19 protein-coding genes are annotated in these 25815 nt (G+C 54.1%); 13 read left to right on the top strand and 6 right to left on the bottom strand.

The features are described from left to right. Positions 1 to 33 precede the first annotated feature (33 nt). A complete protein-coding gene (locus tag F7231_RS21610) occupies positions 34 to 798 on the bottom strand; it encodes a tyrosine-protein phosphatase (protein ID WP_166693487.1) in 765 nt (254 codons plus the stop codon). Between the two features lie 75 nt (positions 799 to 873). On the opposite strand from F7231_RS21610, the gene F7231_RS21605 reads away from it, so the two are divergent. From F7231_RS21605 to F7231_RS21590, 4 genes are all read left to right on the top strand, one after another. Continuing rightward, complete coding sequence (locus tag F7231_RS21605) at positions 874 to 1824, top strand: CPBP family intramembrane glutamic endopeptidase (protein ID WP_166693486.1); 951 nt, start codon at positions 874 to 876, stop codon at positions 1822 to 1824. A gap of 97 nt (positions 1825 to 1921) precedes the next feature. Further along, positions 1922 to 2137 (top strand): putative signal transducing protein, encoded by a 216-nt coding sequence (locus F7231_RS21600; RefSeq protein ID WP_085412746.1) that lies wholly within the window; start codon positions 1922 to 1924, stop codon positions 2135 to 2137. Then, positions 2118 to 2951: a phosphatidate cytidylyltransferase gene (locus F7231_RS21595; RefSeq protein WP_085412747.1), complete on the top strand. Its 834-nt coding sequence runs from the start codon at positions 2118 to 2120 to the stop codon at positions 2949 to 2951. The genes F7231_RS21600 and F7231_RS21595 overlap by 20 nt, the downstream gene beginning before the upstream one ends. A gap of 226 nt (positions 2952 to 3177) precedes the next feature. Then, positions 3178 to 3903 carry a carboxypeptidase-like regulatory domain-containing protein gene (locus F7231_RS21590; RefSeq protein WP_085412748.1) on the top strand — a complete coding sequence of 242 codons (726 nt, stop codon included), beginning with the start codon at positions 3178 to 3180 and terminating at the stop codon, positions 3901 to 3903. A gap of 71 nt (positions 3904 to 3974) precedes the next feature. Here F7231_RS21590 and F7231_RS21585 read toward each other — a convergent pair whose 3' ends face one another. Continuing rightward, complete coding sequence (locus F7231_RS21585; RefSeq protein ID WP_166693485.1) at positions 3975 to 5219, bottom strand: cation:proton antiporter; 1245 nt, start codon at positions 5217 to 5219, stop codon at positions 3975 to 3977. A 268-nt stretch (positions 5220 to 5487) separates the two neighbouring features. Between F7231_RS21585 and F7231_RS21580 the strand changes: the two genes are divergently transcribed. Continuing rightward, on the top strand, positions 5488 to 5667 hold the full coding sequence (locus F7231_RS21580; RefSeq protein ID WP_166693484.1) for a hypothetical protein: 180 nt from the start codon (positions 5488 to 5490) through the stop codon (positions 5665 to 5667). Positions 5668 to 5713: 46 nt separating this feature from the next. Here F7231_RS21580 and F7231_RS21575 read toward each other — a convergent pair whose 3' ends face one another. Then, the gene (locus F7231_RS21575; protein ID WP_166693483.1) at positions 5714 to 7927 is read right to left on the bottom strand and encodes a bifunctional alpha,alpha-trehalose-phosphate synthase (UDP-forming)/trehalose-phosphatase; all 2214 of its coding nucleotides are present in this window, start codon (positions 7925 to 7927) and stop codon (positions 5714 to 5716) included. A 273-nt stretch (positions 7928 to 8200) separates the two neighbouring features. Here F7231_RS21575 and treS point away from each other — a divergent pair, with 273 nt between their 5' ends. Then, on the top strand, positions 8201 to 11581 hold the full coding sequence (gene treS, locus F7231_RS21570; protein ID WP_166693524.1) for a maltose alpha-D-glucosyltransferase: 3381 nt from the start codon (positions 8201 to 8203) through the stop codon (positions 11579 to 11581). A gap of 83 nt (positions 11582 to 11664) precedes the next feature. Here treS and F7231_RS21565 read toward each other — a convergent pair whose 3' ends face one another. Continuing rightward, a complete protein-coding gene (locus F7231_RS21565) occupies positions 11665 to 12612 on the bottom strand; it encodes an alpha-amylase family glycosyl hydrolase (RefSeq protein ID WP_085412753.1) in 948 nt (315 codons plus the stop codon). Between the two features lie 127 nt (positions 12613 to 12739). Further along, complete coding sequence (locus F7231_RS21560) at positions 12740 to 13990, bottom strand: MFS transporter (protein ID WP_166693482.1); 1251 nt, start codon at positions 13988 to 13990, stop codon at positions 12740 to 12742. A gap of 200 nt (positions 13991 to 14190) precedes the next feature. On the opposite strand from F7231_RS21560, the gene F7231_RS21555 reads away from it, so the two are divergent. The 7 genes from F7231_RS21555 (at position 14191) to xrtN (ending at position 21603) form a co-directional block, all read left to right on the top strand. Next, on the top strand, positions 14191 to 15294 hold the full coding sequence (locus F7231_RS21555; protein WP_229370196.1) for an L-dopachrome tautomerase-related protein: 1104 nt from the start codon (positions 14191 to 14193) through the stop codon (positions 15292 to 15294). A 177-nt stretch (positions 15295 to 15471) separates the two neighbouring features. Next, positions 15472 to 16194, top strand: a complete 723-nt coding sequence (locus tag F7231_RS21550) for a DUF1361 domain-containing protein (protein ID WP_166693481.1) — start codon at positions 15472 to 15474, stop codon at positions 16192 to 16194. A 21-nt stretch (positions 16195 to 16215) separates the two neighbouring features. After that, positions 16216 to 16629 (top strand): diacylglycerol kinase family protein, encoded by a 414-nt coding sequence (locus tag F7231_RS21545; protein WP_166693480.1) that lies wholly within the window; start codon positions 16216 to 16218, stop codon positions 16627 to 16629. Between the two features lie 47 nt (positions 16630 to 16676). Next, positions 16677 to 17339 carry a hypothetical protein gene (locus tag F7231_RS21540; protein ID WP_085412758.1) on the top strand — a complete coding sequence of 221 codons (663 nt, stop codon included), beginning with the start codon at positions 16677 to 16679 and terminating at the stop codon, positions 17337 to 17339. Then, positions 17336 to 17638: a winged helix-turn-helix domain-containing protein gene (locus F7231_RS21535; RefSeq protein ID WP_166693479.1), complete on the top strand. Its 303-nt coding sequence runs from the start codon at positions 17336 to 17338 to the stop codon at positions 17636 to 17638. The genes F7231_RS21540 and F7231_RS21535 overlap by 4 nt, the downstream gene beginning before the upstream one ends. A 110-nt stretch (positions 17639 to 17748) precedes the next feature. Then, the gene (locus tag F7231_RS21530) at positions 17749 to 20421 is read left to right on the top strand and encodes an XrtN-dependent VIT domain-containing protein (protein WP_166693478.1); all 2673 of its coding nucleotides are present in this window, start codon (positions 17749 to 17751) and stop codon (positions 20419 to 20421) included. 57 nt (positions 20422 to 20478) lie between these two features. Beyond that, entirely contained in the window at positions 20479 to 21603 is a 1125-nt protein-coding gene (gene xrtN / locus F7231_RS21525; RefSeq protein WP_166693477.1) for an exosortase N, read from the top strand. Here the strand turns inward: xrtN and F7231_RS21520 are convergent. Further along, complete coding sequence (locus F7231_RS21520) at positions 21524 to 25696, bottom strand: AAA domain-containing protein (protein WP_166693476.1); 4173 nt, start codon at positions 25694 to 25696, stop codon at positions 21524 to 21526. The two genes, xrtN and F7231_RS21520, sit on opposite strands and share 80 nt — an antisense overlap. Positions 25697 to 25815 lie beyond the last annotated feature (119 nt).

The following is a 25815-nucleotide window of genomic DNA, read 5'->3' as shown; positions in this document are numbered from 1 at the left end:
CAGGACCGGGGCTCGATCCGGACTGAAATCTACCTACCTGATAAATGTAGGTGTTACAAGTGGAAGCTGACAGAGCTTTTGATAGTCAGTTGTTTGCATGGCTTTCTTCAGCATCGGAAGGTCGCGTGGGCTGTGCAGATCAGATGAGACGAAGTCGACGAGGCCGAGCTGGATCAGGGCATGCGCCATTCGGCGGGCTTCCTGGCCATAGCGTCCTGCCAGCGACATCAGGTTGAGTTGCAACAGACACCCTTGCTCCCGAAGCTCAGCCAGTGATTCGAGCTTACCCCGGAAATACGAATACCGTTCCGGATGGGCCAGTATAGGCTTGTACCCGTGCACCTGCATCTGAAACAGCCACGTACTAAGTTGCATGGGCAGGCTAGCCCAGCCTGTTTCGATCAACACGTAGCGCTCAGCACCAAACGAGAGCAAATCATCGGCTTGCATCCGTTTCACGAATAGCTCATCCACCATGTATTCGGCGGCTACATGGAAAGTGATGGGCAGGTTTTCGGCTTCGAGCTGGGTACGTAGCTCGTCGGCTACTGTACGCAACAGGTCCGACGTGTTCGGATACACGTCCTGGCTGATGTGAGGCGTCGTAACGATATGTTGGATGCCCCAACTGGCAAACTGACGCAGGCAGGTCAGCGCTTCTTCGGTTGAACGAATGCCATCATCTACATCGGGCAGCAGGTGGCTATGCATATCGACAACGTACCCAGCCTGGACGGGAGACGGAGTAGATATTGCTGTTTTTAGCCGGTTTGTTAACGATTGCCAGAATGATGCCAAGGTGATGAAGGAGGATCTACTGCCCACAAATTTGGGCGAATTGTCTGGGAAAGCTACCCTATTTTTGTGAAAACTATGAGAGAACTACAAACGTCGTACCCGTTAACTCCTGAGCCGCAGCCGTTGCGCTCGATGTTGTTGCTATTCGGTTTCATCATGCTCGGGATGACCCTTGGAGCAGCGGCGGCAGCACTGGTTGTCGCTGGCTCAGCTATGGCATCGGGTGGGCTGCCTGGCGATGTCACGGCACTGCTGCAACATCCGGCGTCATTGCCCAACGGCTGGTGGTTACTGATGATTGTACAGACGCTCAGTCATGTAAGTACATTTCTGATTCCTACTTTGTTATATTGGTTTCTCATTGATCGGCGGCAACTGGCTGACTTCAACGGACAGCCGGCCTATCGGGTAGCTGGCTGGGGGCTTGTCATTGTGCTGACAGTTGCCTTTATGCCAGTCAATGGCCTCATCATTGAGATAAATCAGTCGTTGAAGCTGCCTGAATCGCTGGCACCGCTCGAGCGCTGGATGCGGGCTAAAGAAGACCAGATGGCCGAGTTGACGAAGTTTCTGACCACGTTTCGCTCGGTTCCGCAATTGATAATGGCCTTCATAACCATTGCCATTATTCCGGCAATAGGCGAAGAAGTACTTTTCAGAGGAGTTTTTCAACGGAAATTCATTGTCTGGACGGGCAGCGTACACGCGGGCATCTGGCTGGCGGCAGCCCTGTTTAGTGCCATTCACCTGCAGTTTTATGGGTTTGTACCCCGCATGTTGTTGGGCGCTATGTTTGGCTATCTCTATGTGTGGTCGGGTAATTTATGGGTGCCTATTCTAGCCCATTTCATCAATAACGGGTTTACTGTACTAATGATTTTCCTGTACCAGCGCCGCATTACCTCCATCGACGTTGACAGCACCGAGTCGGTATCACTGTCAACAGCTCTGCTGGGCACGGTAGTATCTGTTGGTGCGCTGGTGCTTTTCAACCGAATGAACAAAACGATGAACAAGGTACGATGACAATTGAATGACGGTTGCGTCGCGCCTTGCCCTAAACGGGACGCTTTAGCCAACGGTCGTCCATTTTAATCGATTTATACCCGCTTCACCAACAACTATGACAACAGATTGGGAAAAAGTGCTGATGACAAAACAGCCGTATCAGGCCGAGTTGGCAAAAGCCCAACTTATCGAGAACGATATAGATGCTGTAATTATTAACAAGCAGAGTAGTTCATATCCCGAACTGTTTGGGAATTTCGAGGTGTACGTGCCGACGAAAGATGCTATTATTGCCCGTATAATCCTGGATAATGAAACAACGATTAGCTGAGCTGTCGAATCTGCAGCAGCGCGTAATTGCGGCCATATTCGGCGTAGCCGTCATTCTATTTTGCATCAGCTACAGCGTTTATACGTTCGCCCTGCTGTTTCTGGTTATCAGTGCGCTGGCCCAGATTGAATTTTATCGGTTGTTGGGGCTCGACGGTAATCAGCCGCTCACCTACTACGGAACGGTGGTGGGTTGTCTGGTGAGTGTACTGACGTTCCTGGTCGAGATGGGGTACGTTGCCGAGTCGGCGTATTACCTCATTAGCCCGGCCTCGTCGATGATCTTTCTGATCAAGCTGTATAAAAAGAAAGACATGAAGCCTTTCACCAATATCGGCTTCACTTTTCTGGGTATCATCTACGTGGGCGTACCGTTCGCTCTGCTCAATGTGCTGGCCCTGCGCACCGGTACGTATGAACCGGACGTGATTCTGGGCTGCCTGTTTCTGCTCTGGGCGTCGGACATTGGTGCCTACTTTGCCGGCACGAAATTTGGCAAGCGAAAGCTGTTTGAACGCGTATCGCCCAAAAAATCATGGGAGGGAAGCATTGGCGGGGCCGTAGCCGCCGGTCTAGTGGCGCTGGCCCTAACCTGGTATGCACCCGTGCTCGATCCCTGGCTGTGGTACTGCATTGGGGCTATCATCGTAGTGACAGGTACGTATGGTGATTTGGTCGAGTCGCTCTTCAAGCGGAGTATCGCCATTAAAGATTCCGGGACGAGTATTCCGGGGCACGGCGGTTTTCTCGACCGGTTTGATGGGTTACTGCTGGCTGCACCGTTCATCCTGACATTCCTTAAGCTATTTGCTTAAGATTGACTTAACTGGTGCGAAGTAATACGGGAAAACTCATACTAAAACACACGGCTGCGACCATTAATATTCGTTAAATTCTGGTGCCGAATGGCTTGTTGCAACCCCCAGCCCTATTACTTTGTTAGTACGTGCAACAACCCCTTGCTCTTAAGTGGGGTCTCTGTACCAACCACCCGCTGGCAAATAGGTTGTTTGCCTGGTCTGGTTGCTTTTTTCGTCCGATATGACTCGATTGATCAAACGATATAGTGTGTGGGTTGGCCTGCTGGCCATGCTGCTCTGCCTGTCTGCCGACGGGTGGGCGCAGGGGCAAGGTTCCCAGATTACGTTTACGGGTATCATTACTGGTGGGAGCTCCAACGAGCCGTTGCCGTTGGCCCGGATCTTCATTCCCCGTGCCGGTAAAGGCGTGCTGTCGGCCACCAATGGCTATTTTGCGCTGCCCGTTTTTCCCGGCGATAGCGTAATTTTTAGCTATGTAGGTTTCAAAACGCAATACCACATTATTCCCCGTCGCCTCACCGAGTCAACGTACTCGGCAGTGGTAGCGCTGCAGGAAGACGTGAAGCTGTTATCGGAAGTGAAGGTCTATCCGTATCCAACGGAAGAGTTATTCAAGCAGGCGCTTATTAACATGAAGCTGCCCGATCAGCGCGAACGCGATGCACTGGCCAAAAACACGGATCCACAGGCTTTATTACGTGCCATGGCCGCCACACCGATGGGGGCTTTGTCGAACCACCAGTATTTCATGAATCAACAGTTTTTGGGCCGTGAGTCGTTTGCCAACCGGGGTTCCGTAACGACGTTTCCTTTCCTGAATCCGTTCGCCTGGGCCAACTTTATCAAGTCGGTGAAGCGGGGTGATTTCCAGACGAAAGAGTACCGACAGGGCCTGAATAGTGCCCCGCCTGAGAATATCCGACGCGATCAGATGTTGAATAACTAGATCGGCGTAAGAAATAAAAAGAAGCGGGTTCGTGCACCAACTACATGTTTGGGATACGAACCCGCTTCTTTTTAGCCCGCTGGATAGAGCCGACGGATAAGGCGTTCCATAGTTAGCCCCTGAACAATAACCGAGAACAGCACAACGGCATAGGTAATTGTAACCAGCAATCCTTTGTCGGGGAGTTCATTCGGGATCGACAGGGCCATGGCAATGGAAAGCCCACCCCGCAGCCCACCCCAGGTAAGCATAACGGGCGCCTTGTCATCGAGGTCGAGCCAGCGCCTGGCGGTTCGGAAGGGGAGCCAGATGGAAACAAATCGCGCCAGCAAAACGAGGCCGATGACCAGAAAGCAAATCAGGATATAGCTCGATTTAAATTCTAGGATCAGCAGCTCTAGTCCGATCAGTACGAACAGTACAGCGTTCAGAATACTGTCAACGATTTCCCAGAATTTATCAACATATTCCTCGGTCGTATGGCTCATAGCCCCTTTGCGGGCATTTCCACCCACGTACAGGCCAGCAACAACCATCGCCAGCGGACCCGAAATGTGGAGGGTCTGTGCCAGCAGGTAGCCGCCCATTACCCCAGCCACCGTAATGATCACTTCGGTCTGGTAATGGTCGATTGAACGCAATAGCCGGAAGATGACAAATCCGAGCAGTAGCCCAAACAGCACGCCGCCACCCGCTTCTTCCAAAAACAGCAAGCCGATACTCCCAGCGTTGATGTTATCAGTACCGTTAACGACGATCCGGAAAATAGAGGCAAACACCACAACACCCACGCCATCGTTGAATAAGGATTCACCCACAATATTGAGCTTGACACTGTCGGGTAATTTGAACTTAGCCAGAATGCCCAGCACGGCGATGGGGTCGGTAGGAGAGATGAGCGAGCCAAATAGCAAACAGAGCGGGTAGGCCAGGCCGTAGCCGAGCCAGAGGGCAATGTAATACAAGCCAGTACCAACCAGAAACGTACTGAGCAACACGCCGACGAAGGCAAACAGCATGACCGATCGACGCTCTGCCCGCAGTTGGGCCGGGTCTGTATGAAATGCCCCCGCAAACAGCAGAAAGCTGAGCATGACATCGAACAGAACACGCCCGAAATCGATCTGTTCCACGGTTTGCCGAACGGCGGATAGCCAGCTTGGCTGAATGGCGTTAAGGGCAACAAGCCCCACCGAAAACAGCAACGACAGCACCATTACGCCAATGGCGTCGGGTAATTTCAAAAATCGAGTGTTAATGTATGCAAACAGAGCAGATACAACAAGCAGTAGCGTAATGAGGGTAAATAAGTCCATCGGCTTTAGAAGTAATGGTGTGAGGATATACAAACGTTTAACGGCGTGGTAGACTACTTGAAATTTTCTTGTCTGCCCGCTAACTGCTATATGCCAGCAGGTACGTGCCTGGTTCGGAGTAAACGCCTCCTTATTTGCCCTCTAAGCAAATTATAAGTTTGTCTTAAGCAGCTCCTTATAAGTCGTTCCTAGTTTTCAGGCGTTTTGCGAGGTCATTCATACCTACAATGGTATTGAATTGCTCCGCCATTAGTAACCCTGTCAAGTCATGCTAACGTCTCTGCTCATAATTGGGGCTATTCTGGGAGTGGGTGTGGTTAGCTACGTGACCAGCGCCCGGTTCGGAGTAAACGCCTCCCAGTTCGACAACCGCCCCATGCAGTATGCGCACCTGCGCCGTAAACTGGCAAAAGCGGCCAAAAAGCGGGTATTGTTCACCGACGACTGACCGGCAACGTACCTGAATAGGGCATTGCACCGGCTCAGGTACGCTGTCAGGCTTCTACCAGCATATCACTCATCCGTTGCAGCAGCGTATCTACATCTGATTGTCGGCCAAGCCGGTAGCGCGCAAAGGAAGCGCCCGCCCCAACTTTAATCGTGTAAGCCCAGTTTGGTAACTGCCTGAACATGTCTTCGTCGGTTGTGTCGTCGCCAATACTCACGATGAAATCATACGGTTTCTGATCAAACAGGCTCGCTGCTACGGTGCCTTTGCTATGCTGAGCGGCCTTAACTTCTATCACCTTGTTGCCCTGAATGACGGTTAGCGGAATTGGGAACGAGGTACGGCGTAAGAGTGTGGCCAGTTCAATAGCCTGACTTTCAATATCATCGGCGTCGGCCATGCGGTAATGCCAGACCAGCGCCGTTTCTTTTGTCTCAATGAACGACCCGGCAAACCGATCAACGTACGAACGCATGATGGCGTGAACCGAATCAACCCAATTGTCGGCCGAACGGTCAAGGCGTTCCCAGGAATGATCGGGCCGTTTCAGGAACGCACCGTGCTCGGCTACCAGGTGAACGGGAATAGTGGCGAACGTGGTCTCCAGGAACTGCCGGTTTCGCCCGCTGATCACGGCCAGTTCGCAGTTTTCGGCCAGTTTGTACAAAACTTTTTTCAGCGAGTCGGTGAGTTTTGCCTGAGCTGGGTCATTCACGATCGGGGCCAGCGTGCCGTCGAAGTCGAGCAGGAGCAGGCGCTGGCTGGCTTCACTGAATGCCGATAGAAACGAAGGGATTTGCAGGTTAGTCTCCAGGTCAGTCTGTTGCGCCAGTACATCGTCAAACGCTGCCAGGAAGTTGTGGCTCCACCGAAAAACGTTATGATTCTGCACCTGCTGCCGCATGTGGCGTAAGCGCTGTTCCTGCTCCTCAAGGGGCATGTTAAGGCCCTGGTGAATGGCGTCGGCTACCTCCTGCGTATCGGTTGGGTTAATGATAATGGCTTCACTTAATTCCTGGGCCGCTCCAGCCAGTTCGCTCAGGATCAGCACGCCCTTCTGGTCGAACCGACTGGCAATAAACTCCTTGCAGACCAGGTTCATGCCATCGCGAATGGGCGTGATCAGGGCAATGTCGCAGGCGGTGTACAGAGCCAGTAATTCGGTGAAGCTCAGCGATGAGTACGTATACACAATTGGGCGCCAGCCAATAGTGCCGAACAGTCCATTGATGCGGCCTACGGTTTCTTCAATATCCCGTTTTAGATCCTGATACTGTTCAATCTTGTCGCGCGACGGCACCACCGTCATCACCAGTGTAATGCGATTATGCCAGTCGGGGTGCTGATTCAGGAACCGTTCGTATCCCTGCAGGCGGTATTTGATTCCCTTGGTGTAGTCGAGCCGGTCGACCGAAAAGATGAGCCTGTTTTTGCGGAGCAGTCGCTGGTATCGCTGGCGGGTCCGGGTAACGTCGGCGTCCTGAGCGCTGTCGTTGAACTTGTTGAAATCGATGCTGATCGGGAAGTCGCTGACCAGAACAGATCGGTCGGGCAACACCACCCGCTGATTGATCGCGGGGAACTCAGCTACTTCAGCCACACTTTGCAGAAAATGCTGCACGTAGTCTGTCGTGTGAAATCCCACTACATCGGCCCCCAGTATTCCTTTGATCAAGGCATACCGCCAGGTACGTGGCAAGAGCTTGACGATCTCGTAGTTCGGAAATGGGATATGAAAAAAATAGCCGATCGTGGCCGTTGGTACTGCCTGCCGCAGCATATCGGGCAGAAGCATGAGCTGAAAGTCGTGAATCCAGACCAGATCACCCGGCTCAATCAAGGCCGTAATCTCGTCCAGAAAGCGGGTATTAGCCTGCTGGTAGGCATCGAAGTAACTTTCCTGAAACGAGGCGTACGAGGTAAAATAATGAAATAGCGGCCAGATCAGGTTGTTACTGAACCCCTCATAGAAACCCGTGTGCACGGCCTCGTCCATGAATACGGGGTGGGCAACGAAGGCATCGTTTTCGAGTGTGGCGGCGTCTAGTTGGTGAAGCGCCGCGTCGCCATGACCCACCCAGTGAATTTTGGTTGCTGAATCGGTTTGCTGGCCCATTAGCTCAGCCATAGACAGTACGGCCGATACCAACCCGCCTGAGTTCTGCTGAAGTTGAGGGCCATCGGTCGTCTGTTTTACGGAGAATGGGAGTCGGTAGGAAACAATCAATAAGCGTTTGAACGTCGAGATAGGTGTGTTCATCAGGTTGGTGCGCTGGTAGGCGCGTGGTCCATCCCCAAAAGACGGCCTACTGACTTAGAGTGGACTTAACCTAATCTTAAAATCTCCTTAGAACCTACCTGTAGACTGCCCATAGCCGTGTTTTTCGGGCAAAAAAGCGGTTTTCCGATCCTCTAAGGAATTTCTAAGCCCATTGTAAGCCGATTCTTACACCAATGCCGCAAGTTGCCCATTCAACCAGTTTCGCCGTTCTGTTTGGTAGGGTGGTGGGCTGGCCCAAACAACGTGACCATGATGACTCAACGTAAATCAGCAGCCCCGGATATGCTGCTCTGGTATAAAGGTGCTATCATCTACGAGCTACACATCAAGGCATTCCGAGATGGTGATGGCGACGGGATCGGTGATTTTAAAGGCCTGCTCGAAAAGCTTGATTACCTGCAGGAACTGGGCGTAACGGCAATCTGGCTCCTTCCGTTTTATACATCGCCCCTGCGTGACGACGGCTACGATATTGCCGATTATTACACGATCAATCCTTCCTACGGCACGATCGATGAGTTCAAAACCCTGCTGGCTGAAGCCCATCAGCGCAACCTGAAGGTCATTACCGAGTTGGTTATCAACCATACCTCCGACCAGCATCCCTGGTTTCAGCGGGCCCGCAAAGCACCTAAAGGGTCGCCCGAACGGGATTACTACGTCTGGACCGATAACCCAGAGCAATACCGCGACGTCAGGATCATTTTTCAGGACTTTGAAACCTCAAACTGGACCTGGGATCAGGAAGCGCAGCAGTACTACTGGCACCGGTTTTTCCATCACCAGCCCGACCTCAACTACGATAGTCCGGCGGTGCAGGCCGAGATTTTCAAGCTTATCGATTACTGGTGCGAACTGGGTGTGGATGGGTTCCGGCTCGATGCCGTACCGTACCTGTTTGAACGAGAAGGCACAAACGGCGAAAACCTGCCCGAAACCCACGCCTTTCTAAAGACGCTCCGCACCCACATCGACGAGCATCACCCCGGTGTCATCTTCCTGGCCGAAGCCAATATGTGGCCCGAAGAGTCAGCATCGTACTTTGGCAACGGCGACGAATGCCACATGAACTACCATTTTCCGGTGATGCCCCGTATGTTCATGGCCCTGCAAATGGAAGACAGGTACCCAATCACTGACATTTTCGATCAGACCCCGGCCATCCCCGACAACTGCCAGTGGGCCATCTTCCTGCGCAACCACGACGAGCTGACCCTTGAGATGGTAACCGACGAAGAGCGGGATTACATGTATAAAACCTACGCCAAAGACCCCCGGGCCCGCATCAACCTCGGCATTCGGCACCGGCTGGCCCCGCTGATGGGCAATAACCGGAAAAAGATTGACCTGCTCAACAGCCTGTTGTTCTCGTTGCCTGGTACTCCGGTGATTTACTACGGCGACGAAATAGGGATGGGCGACAACGTATACCTGGGTGACCGCGATGGGGTACGTACCCCCATGCAATGGTCGCCTGACCGGAATGCGGGCTTCTCAACTGCCAACCCGCACCGGCTATACCTGCCCACGATCCTTGACCCAGAATACCACTACGAGGCGGTCAACGTAGAAAATCAGCGGGGCAATACGTCATCGCTCTTCTGGTTCATGAAGCGGATGATTCACCTGCGTAAGAAACACAAGGCGTTCGGGCGGGGCGACATGGTGTTTTTATCCGTCGAGAACCCGAAAGTGCTGGCCTTTACCCGGACTTATGAAGACGAAACGCTGCTGATCGTAATCAACCTGTCGAAGTATGCACAGCCCGCTCCGATTGAGTTGGCTGGCTACAGTGGGTACGTGCCAGTGGAGCTATTCAGCAAAAATGCATTCCCCGCCGTTTCCGAAACGGGCGCATATTTCTTTACGCTGGCGGCCCACGATTTTCAGTGGTTCATGCTCGAAAAAGCGGCGGTTGAGGCCGTCAGCCTGACCCAACTACCGGCGGTCAAAATCAGTAGATGGAGCGAGCTGTTGCAAACCCCCACCCGTGAACGACTGGAAACCGATATACTGCCCGCTTACCTGGCAAAAGCAGACTGGTTTGGCGGAAAGAGAGAAGTCCTGCACGGAATCACGGTCACCAGCCAGACCCCGTTGCCGCTGGCTGAGGGCACCGCATATGTGCTCCTGATTGAGGTCGCTTACGAACGCGGTTTACCCGAAACCTATCAGTTACTACTTGCTTTTGCCACGGGGTTACAGGCCGAAAAACTAGGAAATAACTGCCCGCAATCCGTGCTGGCGACGCTGCAGGTCGGTGACCAGACGGGATTGCTCTGCGACGGCGTGTACGCGACCGATGTGCAGCAGGCACTCTTGCTGACGATGGCTGGCAGTCAGGAAAAAGCCGATGGCATATTGTCGGTTCAACATACTTCATTGCTTAGCGACTACGTGCAACTTCATCCAGATACCAGGTCGAAATTTAGTATTAATGGAGATGGCTATGCGCTGCTAACGTACGATAACCAGTTTCAACTGAAGCTGTACCGGAAGGTGGACCTGGCCACGAACCCCGACGCTGAACTCACCCGCTTTTTGTCGGAAAATGCCGGCTTTGCCAACGTACCCACATTTGCGGGGTCGCTCGAATTGGTAGCATCCGGCAACCGGGTGATGCTGGGTGTAGCGCAACAGGTGGAGGGGAGCCACGGCGATGGAAAGGGGTATGTGCTGGACCGGGTCGCCAACTACATTGAGCGCATTCTGGCTCGCGACAACGAGCAGCTAATCATCATCCTGGCTACCCCGCCCGTGCCGGTTAGCCAGGCTCCGACATTTGGCGATCTGCCCGGTGCGACACAGGAGTTACTTGGGCAACGGGCCGCCGAACAGGCGCGCTTGCTGGGTATCCGGATTGGGCAGATGCACCTGGCGCTGGCCTCTGAAACGAGCCGGAACGAAATGGCGCCCGAAGCGTTCTCGCTGCATTATCAGCGCTCGCTCTTCTCTGGATTGCAGTCGCTGGTGCGGGCGAATTACGAACGACAGCAGCCGCTGTTGCAGCAGTTACCTGCTGCTGTACGGCAGGAGGTTGACCGGGTGCTGGCTCGTAAAGAAGACATACTGGCTCTGTTCAGACGGATTTACCGAGAAAAGATCGATACGGCTAAAATCCGGATTCATGGCAACCTGCAACTCGACAAAATCCTGCTTACTGGCCGCGACTTGCTTATTCATGATTTTGGGGGCGACGCGAGCCGAAGCTATAGCGAACGCAAACTGAAACGGTCACCCCTGCGGGATGTGGCCACCATGATTCGATCGTTTTATTACGTGGCCTACGAAGGGTTTGTGCAGAATGACCAACTGACAACCGATGAGGCCCCACGGCTATTGCCTTTTGCCGAACTCTGGGCGCGGTATCTGAGCGGATTCTTTGTGAATGCTTATCTGGAAACGGTGGAAGGTAGTTCACTGGTGCCGACTCAACCCGATGAACGCCAGATGCTGATCGATACCTTCCTGCTCGAACAGGCATTGACCGATCTGACAAGCGAACTGGAACACCGCCCTGACTGGGTACGTCTGCCTTTACAGCTAATACAGACCATTATGGGCGACAGCACGTCAGAAATGAACCTACAGCAGGCATACGTACCTACAGAGACAGACGCGGCAAGTGCCTAGGTAGTTAGTTCATGGCCGTTTTGCAGACAGGAAGCCTGACCAAAGTGATGAGGTATGGTCAGGCAAAGAAAACAACCGGTACGCTACTTATGGAATAGCTCGTGCAGCGTGTGGGCATACGGTTCATCATAAAGGCAGTCGTTCCGATAGGTTTTTTCAGATGCATCTGAGGCCATTTCCTGTTCCACGAGCAGGTAATAGTGGTGCCCGTCTTTGGCTGTCAGCGCATTGGTGCATTCCCTGATGTCGGTTGGTAAGGTCGGTGCGTCGGAACACGATTGATCAACCTCAAGCCGGATCGCATCAATATGAAAGTCCCGAAACCACATCAGTATGTTTTCTATCAGGAAATGCTGACGGGCTTGCTGCTGCATATCGGCTGAAACGTGCTTGATCTGCTGGTGATAAGTGGTCGGGCAACCAACCGTCATCACTACGGCGATGCCCTCATAATGACAGGCATTGACCAGGTGCTGCAGTTGGCGATAGCCGCCAAACGTGGGTGGAATGGCAAACAGGTAATCATTGGTTACGGACTTGCCTGATGCATCTGAAAACGGCGTAAGCGGCCGTATGCTGATGGCAGTGATACCCCGTTTTTTTAGACCAGGCAAGTGGCCGATCACACTGTTGAGGGTGCCTTCGGGGGTAAATGTAGGCAGGTCTATAGGGTGAATAAGGTATTCATCTGCGGGCGGGTTGACCCAGCAGGTATCTTCCCAGTAAAAATCAACGGTGCTTACCGCCTGTGAGGGGCCATACAATCCCTGCGGTTGCGCCAGCGAAGCCGGATCGGCATAGATATCCAGTTCGTTCAACACAAATGAGTACAGGTCACCGGGCGCGAGTTCATTGGTCGTTAGTTGCCAATAGCCATTATCATGGCTGGTGAGCGGCAGGATGGCCGAGTCGCGGTACCGTTTAACGGCGACCGTGGTGGCCCAGGGTGCCCATAGCGTTATTTCGGCTTCCTGACTGGCGTTGAAGGTGACCCCGATCGATCGTTTGCTGACGTTGAGTTGGTGTATCATAGCTATTGCTGGACGGGAGCGAATACGCAGGAAAGGCCTGCTACTCATCCAGTTTGCAAGATCCATTGGTCACCTTAGAACCAACTTAAGCACGTCTTAGAAACTCCTTAGAAGGACAACCGACCGTTTATTCCACGTAGTCGAGCTCTCTCCCGTACGTTTCGTCGATGGCCCACAACGACCAGGCACCAATGGCGAAACAGAGTAGGCCAACAAGAGCGCCAGCCCCTAGCGTACCCAGCGACGGTACCGTTTTCAGGTATTGAAAGGCCGGAATACTCAGTAGGGTGGTGGCCCGCACGTTGTTGGCGACCGAGGTAGTAGCCGTAGCACGCAGGTTGGTACCAAAACTCTCGGCGGTAACCGTCAGGAACATGGCGATGTAGCCAATGCCGAAGCCCATACAGCCGCAAACGACGTAAAAAACTGGGGCCGAGTTGATGGCCCCCGACAAAAACAAGGCGGCGAAGGCACCCGTAAAGGCCATCATCCAGCCAATGGCCGCCCGTCGCGACCGCAGCCATTGGCTGAAAAAACCGCTGAACAGATCACCCGCCGCCATACCGATGTAAGTGTACATCACGCATTTGCCGGGTAAAATGGGGGTGTCGATGCCCAGCGCTTTGCCAAATTCATTGCCAAACGTAGCCAGCAGGCCAATGATAAAATAGGTGGGCAGCGAAATGCCCATGCAGCGCATGTACCGCAGGAACCGGTCGCGGTTGGTGAAGAACACGCCAAAGTTACCCCGCTTCACTGCCGACTGCACTACATCTTTATACAGCCCGGATTCCAGCACGCCCAGGCGAAGTACCAGCAGGGCCAGTCCCAGGCCACCGCCAATCAGGTACGTCAGTCGCCAGTTGCCCGTAACCTGCACGGTTAGGAAAGCGGCTACTGCCCCCAACAGACCCACGCCCGCCACCACCGACGAGCCGTAACCGCGCAGGTGTTTAGGCAGCACTTCGCTAACCAGTGTGATACCCGCTCCCAGTTCGCCCGCCAGACCCAGTCCCGCCATAAAACGCAGCCAGGCGTAGGTATCGGCCGAGTGCACCATACCGCAGGCCAAGTTAGCCAGCGAGTAGGTAATGATACTGCCAAACAACACCGATAGCCGCCCGCGTTTGTCGCCCAGAATGCCCCAGAGAATGCCACCCAGGAGCAAACCGGCCTGCTGAAAGTTGTAGATACGCCCGCCAACCAGCGAAACGTCTTTCTCAGATAACCCCAGTTCGGTTAGGCTCGGCACCCGCACAATGTTGAACAGGAGCAGGTCATACACATCAACAAAGTAACCCAGCGCGGCGACGAGCACAGGCATGGTGAGCACCGCACGAAGCGTAGGGGTAGGAGTAGGCGGTAGCGTTGATTGCATGCCGGAAATATAAGAATAAGTTGCCGTCAGCTAACGCAGCCGGCACCGATTGATACGTCGCGCTGAGACAACACTGCCAGTTCTGTCGTTACTTTTTTCTCCTTGTCGGTTGCGCCAGCCAACAGGGTTGAGGCCCCATCACTCAGGTTAGCAAACCTTCGACGTACCTGCGCCGTTTTGACTGATATAACTCAACAATCATGAAAAAGTGGATTAGTCAACTGGCTCTTTGTGTGGCCTTTATGGGTACGTATCTGGGTGTACAGGCGCAGGCAAAGCTAGAGCCTGTTTTTAAAGACAACACCTACCAGCTGACAGGCGTAGCGGTGTCGAAGGCAGGGCGGATTTTTGTTAACTACCCCTATTGGTCTGATACCTACAAGTATGCGCTGGTAGAGGTACTGAAAGACGGCTCAGTAAAACCCTACCCCGATGCTAGCTGGAACAGCTGGAAGGTGGGGCAGGACCCAACCAATAAATGGGTCTGCGTGCAGTCGGAGTTCGTCGATGCTAAAGACCGGCTCTGGGTGATCGATCCGGCAAGCCCTAAACAGAAAGGCGTGTATCGGGATGCCCACAAACTGGTCTGCTTCGACCTGGCGACTAATAAAGTGATTCGGCAATACTCGTTCAAAAACGTGGTGGGGCCAGATAGCTACCTCAACGATATCCGGGTCGATACGCAGCGGGAAGTGGTCTACATAACCGAATCGAAAAACGGCGGTATTGCCATCATCGACATCAACAGCGGTAAGATCACCATGAAGCTACAAGGCGACAAATCGGTGAAATCAGACCCGACCTTCAAATTCATCATCGATGGGCGCGAACTGCGCGACGATAAAGGGCCGGTGCGGTTCAATTCCGACGGTTTGGCCCTGACTCCCGACGGTGATATGCTCTACTACAAGTCGCTGACTGACGACCGGCTGTACCGCATCGCTACGGCCGCCTTGCGCGATGCGGCGATGAGCGACGCTGACCTGAAAGCGAAAGTAGAAGACCTGGGCCACTACACTACCACCGATGGCATGATCATCGATGAGGCAGGCAACCTGTATCTGGGCGACATCCTGAACTATGACTTGTATAGCCTGCAAACCAGCGGCAACCCGAAGCCGCCTCTGAAACGCACCAATTTGGTGAAAGACACGGTGCTGCTGCAATGGCCGGATAGTTATGCTATCCACGACGGTTACCTGTACGTGACGACCTCGCAGATTGACCACATGGCCAAGAACAACGGCGGTAAAGACACGCGCAAACGACCCTACGAGGTGATGCGGGTGAAAATTGGAAAATAACGGTTTGCCACGGAGGTACGCAGCGAGTTTATTGGGGGCTTACTCGAAAACATTCTGCGTAACTGTGGGGCAAATCGGTATGTCCCGCTTAATCAATTTGCTAACTATTTTTTTCTGCTTACTAGGATTGTGTAGGTACGTTCTATTTACTTTGCAACTCAAAGTACTTTCAGCACAATGCTTTATCCGACTAAGTTTTTGGTAGAGCGTACTCTACCCGCCGTAACACCATCAAGAGGGAAGGGGCTTATTGCCCTGACCCTGTTGACGGGTACCTGTTTCGTGTTAGCTACCGCCCGTGGCTTACTTACGGGCAACTGGTGGTTCTTTATTTTTCTGGTGTGGAACCTCTTTCTGGCCTGGTTTCCGCTAGGCGTTATGCTGGTACTGCGCGATCTGCGCCAATCGGGTATTCTGGGCCGTGGACCGCGCAATGGACTGATATCGTGGGCAATGGTTGGTGGCTGGCTGCTGTTTATGCCCAACGCGCCGTACATCATCACCGATTTATTTCACCTCCGCATGACCGACGGCAACCTGGTATGGTTCGATACGCTGATGATCTTTGTAGGCGCCTTGTCTGGCCTATTAGCTGGCCTCTATAGCACCCTGCTGGCCCACCGCACCATACGAAGCCTGGCTGGCCCCTTATCAGCCTGGGCATTTATTATGGCTTGTCAGGGATTGGCGGGTTTTGGCATCTACCTGGGCCGGTACATTCGCTGGAATAGCTGGAGTATCATAACTCAACCCATGATTCTTACCCGCAGTTTGTGGACGTCGCTGCATGACCCACTGGCGCAAAAAGTAGTGCTCACCTACGGCTTCGGATTAGCCACGCTGTACGTTGCGTTCTACATTTACGTGGAAAAGGAAGTGTCGTCGGCAGCGCGCTACTAGCTGCCCGGCTTCCTGGTTACTATGATCGACATTGGTAAAGTTTTTCGGAGTTTCCGGTTCGCCGCACAGGGTGTGATCGATCTGTTCCGATTCGAGAATAACGCTAAAATTCACTTGCTGGGAGCGCTGCTGGTTATCGGTATGGGTAGCTGGCTTGGCCTGTCGGTGATGGAGTGGGCGATGGTTGCAACGCAAATGGGCCTGGTCATGGCCGCCGAGAGTTTCAATACCGCTCTCGAAAAACTGGCCGATCGGGTTACCACTGAGCGCGACCCACTCATTCGGGCGGCTAAAGACCTGGCCTCGGGGGGGGTTCTTATCGTCGCCATCGTGGCCTTCGTTGTTGGTCTGCTTATCTTCGTGCCCAAACTCATGAAGAAGTGGGATCTTGGCGTTGGGCTTTCGGAGTGGCTACCCATGATCCCAACTGGTTGAGTAAGCGATGACCAATCCGATTTCTGTAATTCCAAATCCTATACTCAATGACTGAGTCGCGCGAACATCTACAAACGCTGACCGAGATCCGTGGCCTGATGGAGCGGTCGACCAAGTTTCTATCGCTGAGTGGCCTGTCGGGGGTTTCGGCGGGAGTCATTGCGCTGTGTGGGGCCCTGGCGGCTTACCTGCGGCTGCGAAAGGGCTGGTTCACGTTCTTCGATTCCGGTAATTACCAGGCGCTCGCACCGATGACACAACGCGAACTCGCGAAGTTTCTGTTTGTCGACGCCAGTATTGTGCTTGTATTAGCCTTATTGGCGGCCGGGTATTTTACCTTCCGGAAAGCCCGCCGTCAGGGACTGAGTGTCTGGACGTCAGCATCTCGGCGCATGATCTGGGCGCTGATGGTACCGCTGCTGGTTGGTGGTATTTTCTGCCTTGGTCTGGTCTATCACCAGCTTCTCTGGTTGGTTTGCCCGTCTATGCTCACTTTTTACGGACTAACTTTGCTAAACGCCAGCCGCTACACCTACCGCGATCTCGAATACCTGGGTTTGTGCGAGGTCGGTTTAGGATTACTGTCCCTTTTTCTGACGGGCTACAGCCTGCTGGCCTGGACCATCGGCTTCGGTGTGCTGCACGTGGTGTATGGCACCGTGATGTGGCTGAAATACGATAGACCCCAGAACGCACCCGCCGCCGCATGATGAACGACGTACTGTCTCGCTTCAACAAAGCCTTCGAGAGCAAGGCCCGCCTCAGCATCATGTCGGTGCTGATGGTTAATGACGCGGTCAGTTTTAATGAATTGAAAGAATTACTCGGCCTGACAGACGGTAACCTGTCGACGCACCTGCGGGCGCTCGAAGAGCAGGGGTACGTGCTGATTCAGAAGCAGTTTGTTGGTCGGAAACCCAATACAACGTACCTGGCTACTGAGTCAGGAAAACAGGCCTTTACCGATCATCTGAACGCCCTCGAAGCCTTCATTCGCGGTACTGTCTGATCTCATGTTGTTGATAATCAATTAGTTAGTTCTGTCTGGTTGTAGTCAGTTCGCATCGCGTGTACTGGTCGTTTTTACATCATTTTACACTTTGAAAAACAAAGTACTTTATGATCTCAAATTGTAAACTTGTTAGCAAGAGCGCATCCAGCGAGGAAGCGTACTCGACGCCTTTAAGCCCTCAACCGGGAACAGTGAGCGATCATATGGTAGACTGGCAGGCAGCTTTTCGTGATCCCATTTTTCGGGCTGGATTAGTATTTCTAGTTCTATCTGTCATCGCTTCTGTTTTGTATGGGCGGATATCAAGTGATGCTATGCAACAGCAGGAAAGTCTGATTTGGTTTTGCGTTCAATATGGACTAACTGTCCTTTTTGGTTTGCGAGTGATTGCAGGTGGTGGTGTTGCGTACGTGTTCAGAAATGATCGGCGGCAACAGGCTACTACCTGGCTATCGTTGCTGCTCAGCTATATGAGTGCGTTCGCGCTAAACCGCCAAATGGCCGTTTTTGAGCAATCGGTGCCCTGGCTATGCTGGATCATCGTTGGAAGCGGTGCCTTGTTGATACTGCATACCTGGGCTGATCTGCTACCCCGTAGAGGACAACAACTGCTTTACGCCGGGCTGGCAGGTGCTTTTCTGCTCTTTCTGTATCAGAGCGTTTATCTGGCTTCCTTGTACCTCATCAGTATTCCAGGTTTGTTTGCGCTGGGTATATCGTATCACACTTTCGTGCCAGCGCTGCTGGCGCTTGTAGTGGGACGGCAACTGTGGATGGGTGCCCGCCAGCGAACGTACCTGAGAAGGGCGGTGCTTACCGGTCTTGCGGTACCCGTTTCCCTGCTGCTTATTTTTCTGGTAAACTGGTACCACACCGCTGACCGGCTGAATCAGGTACGTATGGAAGCGCCCCTACGCAAAACCAGCGACGTACCCGTGTGGGTGCAGATGGCGCAGCAACTGACGCCCGGTTCCTTTACCGATCGGGTACTAAAGGTGGGGCTGGTGTATGGCACGTCGCCCTGGAGCCGCTCATTTGGTAACCTGACTGCCCTTGACGATGTTCGGCTGCACGATCCGCTGGTCGTCATCGCACAGAACATTTTTCCTGTTTTGCCCTTTACGAGTGATAATCAGACCAAGCTGCTGCGCACTGTTGGTCAGCAGCACTACGGCACTGAAACCAAATTCTGGAGCGGCCGTAATCTGACCACGTCGCAGTTGACCACGCAGGTACGTATCTGGCCGCAGTACCGGCTGAGCTACACCGAGAAAACGATTTGGGTACAAAGTGCCGCGCAGTGGGAAAGCCGGGAGGCGCTCTATACGTTTCACCTGCCCGCGGGCTCGGCCGTATCGGCGCTGTCGCTCTGGATTGGCGGTCGCGAAGAACCGGCTCGGTTAACTACTCAGGCCAAAGCGGATTCGGCTTATACGCAGGTGGTTGGCGTAGAAAGCCGCGCCGTTTCCCGAGATCCATCCATTGTGACCTGGCAGGAGGGTAACCGCGTAACGGTTCGAGTATTTCCGGTACTACCGGGTGAGAGCCGCCAACTGAAGATTGGCATTACATCGCCTTTGAGGTATGATGGGAAAACACTGACGTACCTGAATCCCTGGTTCGAAGGGCCAGATGCCAGCGACGCAACGGAAGTCCTGAAAGTAACTTTCGACCAGGCGCCAACAACGTTGACAATGCAGGGCTTGTCTGGCTCCCTGGCGAATCTGGAGTTAGGTCAACGCCAGTCATACCAACCTGAATGGGCTCTGCAACTAGACGCGCCGCCTCTGTCTGCTGAGCCGTTCAGGCTGGCCGGGAAAACGTATCAGATGCAGTCTGTAACGGCTGCGAATGGGGCGTTTAGGCCGGAAAATATTTATCTGGATGTGAATGCTGCGTGGGATTTTCAGGAATTTAAAACAGCCTATGATGCAGCTACCCAACAAAAAATAACCGCTATCTGGGTATTCGACGATGGCCTTCAACGACTCACACCCGCTAACCTGAAAACGGCGTATGAGCGATTGTCGGCCCAACGATTCAGTTTGTTTCCTGTTTACCGGATCAGTCAGCCCGCTACCGCGTTGCTGGTGACTAAGGGCACTCCAACCGGGCCTACATTGAGTGATTTACAGGGCAGCCCGTTTGGCGATCGGCTGTCGACGCTGGCGGCTCTGGACGGACCAATTCGAACCTTCTGGATGTCGCATAACGGAACCGATCAACTGTCGCCGTACCTGCAGTCGTTGCAGGAGCTTCGGGTGCTGCACGTAGCGCGGGGCGATAGTTTGGCTTATGTTCATCAACTACTGGAAAAGCATGCGTTTCCTACACTGACCGAAACCACCGACCAGGTATTGCTGGCGGGTAGTGGGGTGGTTATCCGGGAGACAGCCGACGTGCCCGACGCTGACGACAGCACTGCCAAAAAAGAGCCGCAACAGGCAACCCTGGCTCCCGATCACCTAGTGCGGTTGTTCACGTATAACCAACTCATGCAACGCGTGGGCCGTCAATATTTTAACAAGGCGTACCGGACCAACGAAACGCTGGCGTCACTGGCGCAGGAGGGCCATGTGGTTTCGCCCGTATCGAGTCTGGTAGTGCTGGAAACCCAGGCTGATTACAATCGATTCGGCATTAAAACCGACAAAAATGGTCTCGACAACGCTACGTTAAAGCAAGATGGTGCTGTGCCGGAACCACACGAGTGGGCCATGATGCTTGGGATCGCCCTATTGGTGGGCTGGTTCTACATGCGACCCCGCTCCAGCGTGTAAAGCAGTTTCCTGTCGGCTTAGTAAGAACGTTGATGACACGATATGCCATTTCTATAAATGCCTGATTTACTCATAGTATTAACTGTAGCGCTGATTGCGTTTGTGCTGTGGCCCGGCCAACCTAACCGGGTTACGTGGCTGCTCCGGCTGGGTACGTTGATGGCCCTATCGCCATTGCTCCGGTACGTCGAGTCTGTGTTTGGCTTTGCCGTGCGGCTTCGACTAAGTGACTGGGCTGGACAGTTGCTTCGTACAGTAGGAATGCCGGTACAGAGTGAAGGCAATCTGCTGATTTTACGCGGTCAGGAAATGGCTGTTGATCCAGCCTGCATGGGCCTGCGCATGACGGGCCTGACGCTGTTACTGGCTATTTTCTGGTTGCTTGCCTACGAACGCAGGCAGGCACATTCGCTGGCCACCGGCTGGGTAATTGGCTACGGAAGCGTGGCATTAAGCCTGACAATAGGGAGTAATCTGGTCCGGATTGTTCTGCTGGTCATGTTTGGCCTTGGCCCTGAGCATCCGCTCCATTCGCTTGTTGGCTTGTTGTGTGTACTGATCTACGCCTGGTTACCGCTTCGGGTACTGGCCCGCTGGCTGGTGGGCTCGTATGGTGTTGCTGAACGCGAATACGGCCTGGCTGGCACTATTGGCTGGCGATATGGCCTGCCTGTTTTTTTGCTGGGCTTAATCGGCTGTGCGTTCATACGTCCTGTTGAGGAACAGTACCGGGTCAATGATCGGACTGGGTACGTTCGCAAAGGCACGCTGTATGGATTTACCCAGTATAGCTGTCCCGGTCAGTTGATCTACGTGAAACCGCTTCCCAATTGGTATAGCGCTGAACATAGCCCGGCTGTGTGCTGGACAGGGCAGGGCTACACGCTCCGGCAGGTGCGCGAAGTGGTCATAGCGGGACAGCGAGTGTATGTGGGTGAATTGCGGAAAAACCACCAGACGCTGCAAACCGCCTGGTGGTTCACTAACGGGCGGCACCAAAGTATTAGTCAGATGGATGTGCGAAGCCGTATACTGCGTGGCGAGCCTGGTTTTGCCCTGGTCAACGTCACGGTACCTAACGCAACTACGTTACCAACTGCGGTCAAGGCATGGCAACAGGGTCTTTCCCAGTCCAGATTTCGCGGCTCCATTTCCGCTGAAATGGCCAGTTACGCTCCCTGAGCGCAAAGGGGCGGTACGCGTGGGCTTCTTTAGGGGTTTGCTGGAAGTACTGATCATCGTCGGTCTGCACCAGGCCCTGATACAGATTTCCTTCACGGACGGTCAGGTCAGCGAAAGGTAATTCCGGCCGCCAGGTTGGGTGTGTGGCGGCCAGCACTGTTTTCAGCAAACCACCCGCCTGAATCCCTACGACGGTGCGTGGCTGAGGGGTAAACCGCCCCTTCGACACGTCAAGGGCGTATTTCAGGTAGGCTTTCAGCATTTTGGGCCCTTCATTGGCTGTGTTTTCTACCGCCAGTTGCTCCGGGTATACGCTTGTGATCAGGTAGGTACGTTCGCGGGCTCTGGTTACGGCTACGTTTAGCCTGTTTTCGCCCCCCGACATATTGAGGCTCCCGAACTGAGCCGACAGCTTGCCGTGTTCGTCGGGTGCGTAGCCAACCGAGAAGATGATCACGTCGCATTCGTCGCCCTGCACGTTCTCGATATTCTTAACGAACCGTACGGCAGATGCGCGACCCGTGTCACTGGCAACCGCCCGGACAATGTCGACACCAGAGTCGATAACCGAAGTAGGTCCCGTACCCTCGTCAGCGGGTTTATCGCCTGCCGGGTTACCAACAGGCGTCAGCATGCTCCCCTTCCGACTGGTCAACAGCCCTCCGTTACGAAGCGGGTCGGTTGACGAGGTTGCTCCTTCCAGCAGTTCCTGGATCAGTTGCTGCTGCTGAAAATTGAAGGTCACCACCCCGATAGAGCGCCCCGGTAGGTCAGTTTGTAACTGATCGATCAGCGACAAGACCGCAGCGGCTTCAACTGGGTTCGTATTGTTAATCCATTGCCCTTTCACATACTGATAGCGAATGCCCGGCTCCGGGTTGTTCACGTCGGTAAAATCGGGCAGGAGGGTGAGCGTGTCGTTGTAGAAATGCTTGTTCGAAAACGCAATGAGGTCCAGGCTTCGGCTGCGGTAATGCCCCGTCAGCGCGAGTTGCGGCAGGTACTGTGCGGCTAGGTCAAGGAGCGACTCCACTTCCAGCATCACCGAATCGCCAGGTACGTCGGTCTGGCCAGGTTCGTTAGTCACGGTTAGTTCGTCGGTATCGAAGCGGGCACGATAGAGGTCGCTGGGGCGCAGTTGCCTGCTGTCGCCGGTGACTACAACCTGGCGGCCACGCAGCATGGCGGGCAGGCCGTTTTCGGCAAAACACTGGGAGGCTTCGTCGAAAATAACCAGGTCGAACAGGCCTTCGCGCATAGGGAACAGGGTCGACACCGATTCGGGCGAGGCCATCCAGCAGGGCACCAGCCGGAACACTTCGTCAGCATGGTGTTCCATCAGTTTACGGATAGGCCAGATGCTCCGTTTCTTCGTTACCTGATGGCGCAACTCGCGGTAGCTCACCAGGTTATTCAGCCGGTTTACAACTAGCGCCTGGTACGTTTGTTCGCGGAGTTTAAGGCCCAGAATAGCATGGGTATGCGCCTGTTTCTGCCGGATGCTATACTGCAACGCCGATTCGGTCTGGCCCATTTTCAGCGATGATACACACCGTAGTTCAGGATGTTGCCGCTCGATCTCATCTATCCAGGCTAATCGAAGCGCATTATCGAACATTGCCACGTGCTTCGCGGCGCTGTGGTCCAGTTGGTCGGGCAGTACGGTATCGGCTACGCGTTTGGCGGCGGTACGTTCCGGCGAGGTAAACGATGCCCAGATGCGATCCATCTCAATCAGGTTGTCGGCATCGCGGCGCAAGGCAGTGCGCAGGATGTCTGCCTGCCTGTCCGGGTCATTAGCAAGCATAGCCAGCTGACCGGCAGTGAGGTATGGCTGCCACCGTGTTTGGCGCGCCACAACATCGGCCAGCAAAAAACGAACGTCCATCAGCCGTTGCCCAAACGACGTACCCGACGCCTCAGTAGCAATGAACTGACGTAGCGCCGGAAACTGATCGGTAAGCGTTCGCCAGACCGATTCAGCGGCTGTAACGGCCGTTTCCAACTGCTGCAACGTTTGCCTGGTCTGGGCTGGCGTGGTGCCCACAACGTCTATGCCGGCAAACTGCTGTCCGGTTTCGTTGGCCCGCGCTTCCCACGACTGCCGGGTCACCCAGTAGGCATCGAGTCGCTGTAGATCGGCCAGTGAAGTATCCAGCCTGTGTTCCTGCGCCAGCGCAGTAAGATAAGCTTTGTCTTTGTAAAACAGCCAGTTGAATACCGATTGCCGCGCCGTAATGCCCTGCCGGAGCCGGTCGGGTAACCCGGTCAGATCGGCCGACTGAAACAGGCCACGAGCCTCGAGCTGGTTTAGGTCAGCTATGTCTGTCGCGAATGTGGCCCCGGCGGATTCGGGCAGCGATCCGGCCGACATACGGGAAAGAACGGCCCAGATCAGCGGGTCGGCTACGGTTTGGGCCAGCGAATCCAGTTCGTTTCGCTGGGGAGACAGCCGGTCGGTCAGGTCGCGCCACGAAGCAGACTGCCCAATCAACGTACCTGCCCGGCTGAGTAGTGCGGGTATCTCGGCGGTGGCTTCGTCGATCGTCTCGCGCAGGCTGTTCAGGTCCTCTCCGTTAAACATGGCGAAGTTGACCCGATCGGTAAACGGATGGTCGGGACCGACATGCACGCCATAGGCGAGGTAATTGCTCAACTGTTCGCGAAACGCACCAACCGTATCGAGCCGGAAATGGTGGAAGATATCCGAGAGTTTTGGGCCGGGCAGGCCATTGGGCGTGCTGCTGAGGTATAATTCTTTAACCGATACGCCGCAGATGCGTTGGTCAAAGAGCGCGTTCTTGAACGTCTGCAACTCGCCCACCAGCGTGTCGATACGGCGGCTTTCAATGTCGAACTCGCGTTCGAGCAAGACCGCATCGAGGCCGTTATTTTGCTGGCGATAGTTCTCTACGGCGTCGATCTGGGCGGCCAGTTGCGTGTAGAGCGGCTTTCGGTCGTCCTGAAAATCGTGCACCAGAGCGGCAAACGGTTCCATGCCCACCTGTTTCAGTCGTTGGTGCACTACGTCGAGGGCGGCACGTTTCTGGCAGACCAGCAACACCCGTTTGCCCTGCGCGGCGGCATCGGCCATGAGGTTGGCAATCAATTGCGACTTACCCGTGCCGGGTGGCCCTTGCACCACCAGTGAATGTCCGGCTTTCACGGCTCGTACCGCCGCTTCCTGCGACGCATCGACGGCCAGCGGCAACAGCAGCGATGATTCTTTGAGCGCTATATGATCGGCCAGTACGGGCAGGGTACGTGGCAAATCGGGCGTGCTTTCCTCCGTTGCTTCCGTTATTGTCAGTCGCTCCTGTTCGGCCAGTAGCTGATCATAGTCGGGCACTAAATAGGAACCGGCTTGCGGAAAAATGCCCAGAATGGCTTCGGGCATCAAAGTCAACTCGCCAACACCTTCCAATTGCGTCAGAGATTTAGCTGACTGCTTATCAAAAGGTTGAAGGAGATTGGTGAAATTTTTGGTATTGAAGTTCAGCTCGAACGGACTGCTTTTCAGCCAGTCGTACAACTGCATCCTGAACGTGAGTGGGTCTTTATCGAACTGATCGAAATCGGGGTCGAGCCATTCGTCGGGGAGCTTGATGCCATTGAAATAACTGTAGGCCAGGCCCATCGACTGGTTGAACTGCACGGGTACGTCGCTCCGTCGTTCCAGGCGCCACTCGTTGCCTTCGTTGGTGAGGTGAACGGGGAAAAATAGCAGCGGGCCATGCACAGGCGTACCATCGTTGAACCGGCCGCGTACAAACGGCCAGCCTACGTACAGATCTTCGGTGCCCCGTTCTTCTTCGATGAACCGCTCGGTACGGGCCAGTCGACGCAGGTGTTTGCTCAGCGTGTTTGTCCGTTCGTCGCGGGGGTCGCTCACGGCGCAGAGCGGGACGTGGCTCTTCCGGGCGATCAGCCCCACCACCAACTCGAACGACGATTTGTTGAGCCGGAAATCAGCCTCGTGCAGATCAACAAACTGATCGACGGGCAGGCTACTCAATAGCAATGATCGATTGCGGCTGCTGAGGTTGGTAAGGCGGCGACGGTAGGTTTTTAGAACGGAGGCTGAGAATTGCATAGACGTTTACTGAATAATGGAACCGCATCGGCGGGCCGTACAGGTAAAACGGATATAGCGGATCAACACAGATTCACGTCACGTAAAATCTGCGTAAAATCCGCTATAGCTAGTAAATC

It is taken from the genome of Fibrivirga algicola (genome assembly GCF_011742925.1).
GTDB classification, from domain to species: domain Bacteria; phylum Bacteroidota; class Bacteroidia; order Cytophagales; family Spirosomataceae; genus Fibrella; species Fibrella algicola.
Note: the sequence above shows the minus strand (reverse complement) of the source record. Positions and strands in the feature narration are given on the sequence as shown.

Bases quoted from the DNA above. Each gene is read 5' to 3' on its own strand.
- F7231_RS21605 (WP_166693486.1), top strand. From the start codon at position 874: ATGAGAGAACTACAAACGTCGTACCCGTTAACTCCTGAGCCGCAGCCG.
- F7231_RS21600 (WP_085412746.1), top strand. From the start codon at position 1,922: ATGACAACAGATTGGGAAAAAGTGCTGATGACAAAACAGCCGTATCAG.
- F7231_RS21595 (WP_085412747.1), top strand. From the start codon at position 2,118: ATGAAACAACGATTAGCTGAGCTGTCGAATCTGCAGCAGCGCGTAATT.
- F7231_RS21590 (WP_085412748.1), top strand. From the start codon at position 3,178: ATGACTCGATTGATCAAACGATATAGTGTGTGGGTTGGCCTGCTGGCC.
- F7231_RS21585 (WP_166693485.1), bottom strand. From the start codon at position 5,219: ATGGACTTATTTACCCTCATTACGCTACTGCTTGTTGTATCTGCTCTG.
- F7231_RS21580 (WP_166693484.1), top strand. From the start codon at position 5,488: ATGCTAACGTCTCTGCTCATAATTGGGGCTATTCTGGGAGTGGGTGTG.
- F7231_RS21575 (WP_166693483.1), bottom strand. From the start codon at position 7,927: ATGAACACACCTATCTCGACGTTCAAACGCTTATTGATTGTTTCCTAC.
- treS (WP_166693524.1), top strand. From the start codon at position 8,201: ATGACTCAACGTAAATCAGCAGCCCCGGATATGCTGCTCTGGTATAAA.
- F7231_RS21565 (WP_085412753.1), bottom strand. From the start codon at position 12,612: ATGATACACCAACTCAACGTCAGCAAACGATCGATCGGGGTCACCTTC.
- F7231_RS21560 (WP_166693482.1), bottom strand. From the start codon at position 13,990: ATGCAATCAACGCTACCGCCTACTCCTACCCCTACGCTTCGTGCGGTG.
- F7231_RS21555 (WP_229370196.1), top strand. From the start codon at position 14,191: ATGAAAAAGTGGATTAGTCAACTGGCTCTTTGTGTGGCCTTTATGGGT.
- F7231_RS21550 (WP_166693481.1), top strand. From the start codon at position 15,472: ATGCTTTATCCGACTAAGTTTTTGGTAGAGCGTACTCTACCCGCCGTA.
- F7231_RS21545 (WP_166693480.1), top strand. From the start codon at position 16,216: ATGATCGACATTGGTAAAGTTTTTCGGAGTTTCCGGTTCGCCGCACAG.
- F7231_RS21540 (WP_085412758.1), top strand. From the start codon at position 16,677: ATGACTGAGTCGCGCGAACATCTACAAACGCTGACCGAGATCCGTGGC.
- F7231_RS21535 (WP_166693479.1), top strand. From the start codon at position 17,336: ATGATGAACGACGTACTGTCTCGCTTCAACAAAGCCTTCGAGAGCAAG.
- F7231_RS21530 (WP_166693478.1), top strand. From the start codon at position 17,749: ATGATCTCAAATTGTAAACTTGTTAGCAAGAGCGCATCCAGCGAGGAA.
- xrtN (WP_166693477.1), top strand. From the start codon at position 20,479: ATGCCTGATTTACTCATAGTATTAACTGTAGCGCTGATTGCGTTTGTG.
- F7231_RS21520 (WP_166693476.1), bottom strand. From the start codon at position 25,696: ATGCAATTCTCAGCCTCCGTTCTAAAAACCTACCGTCGCCGCCTTACC.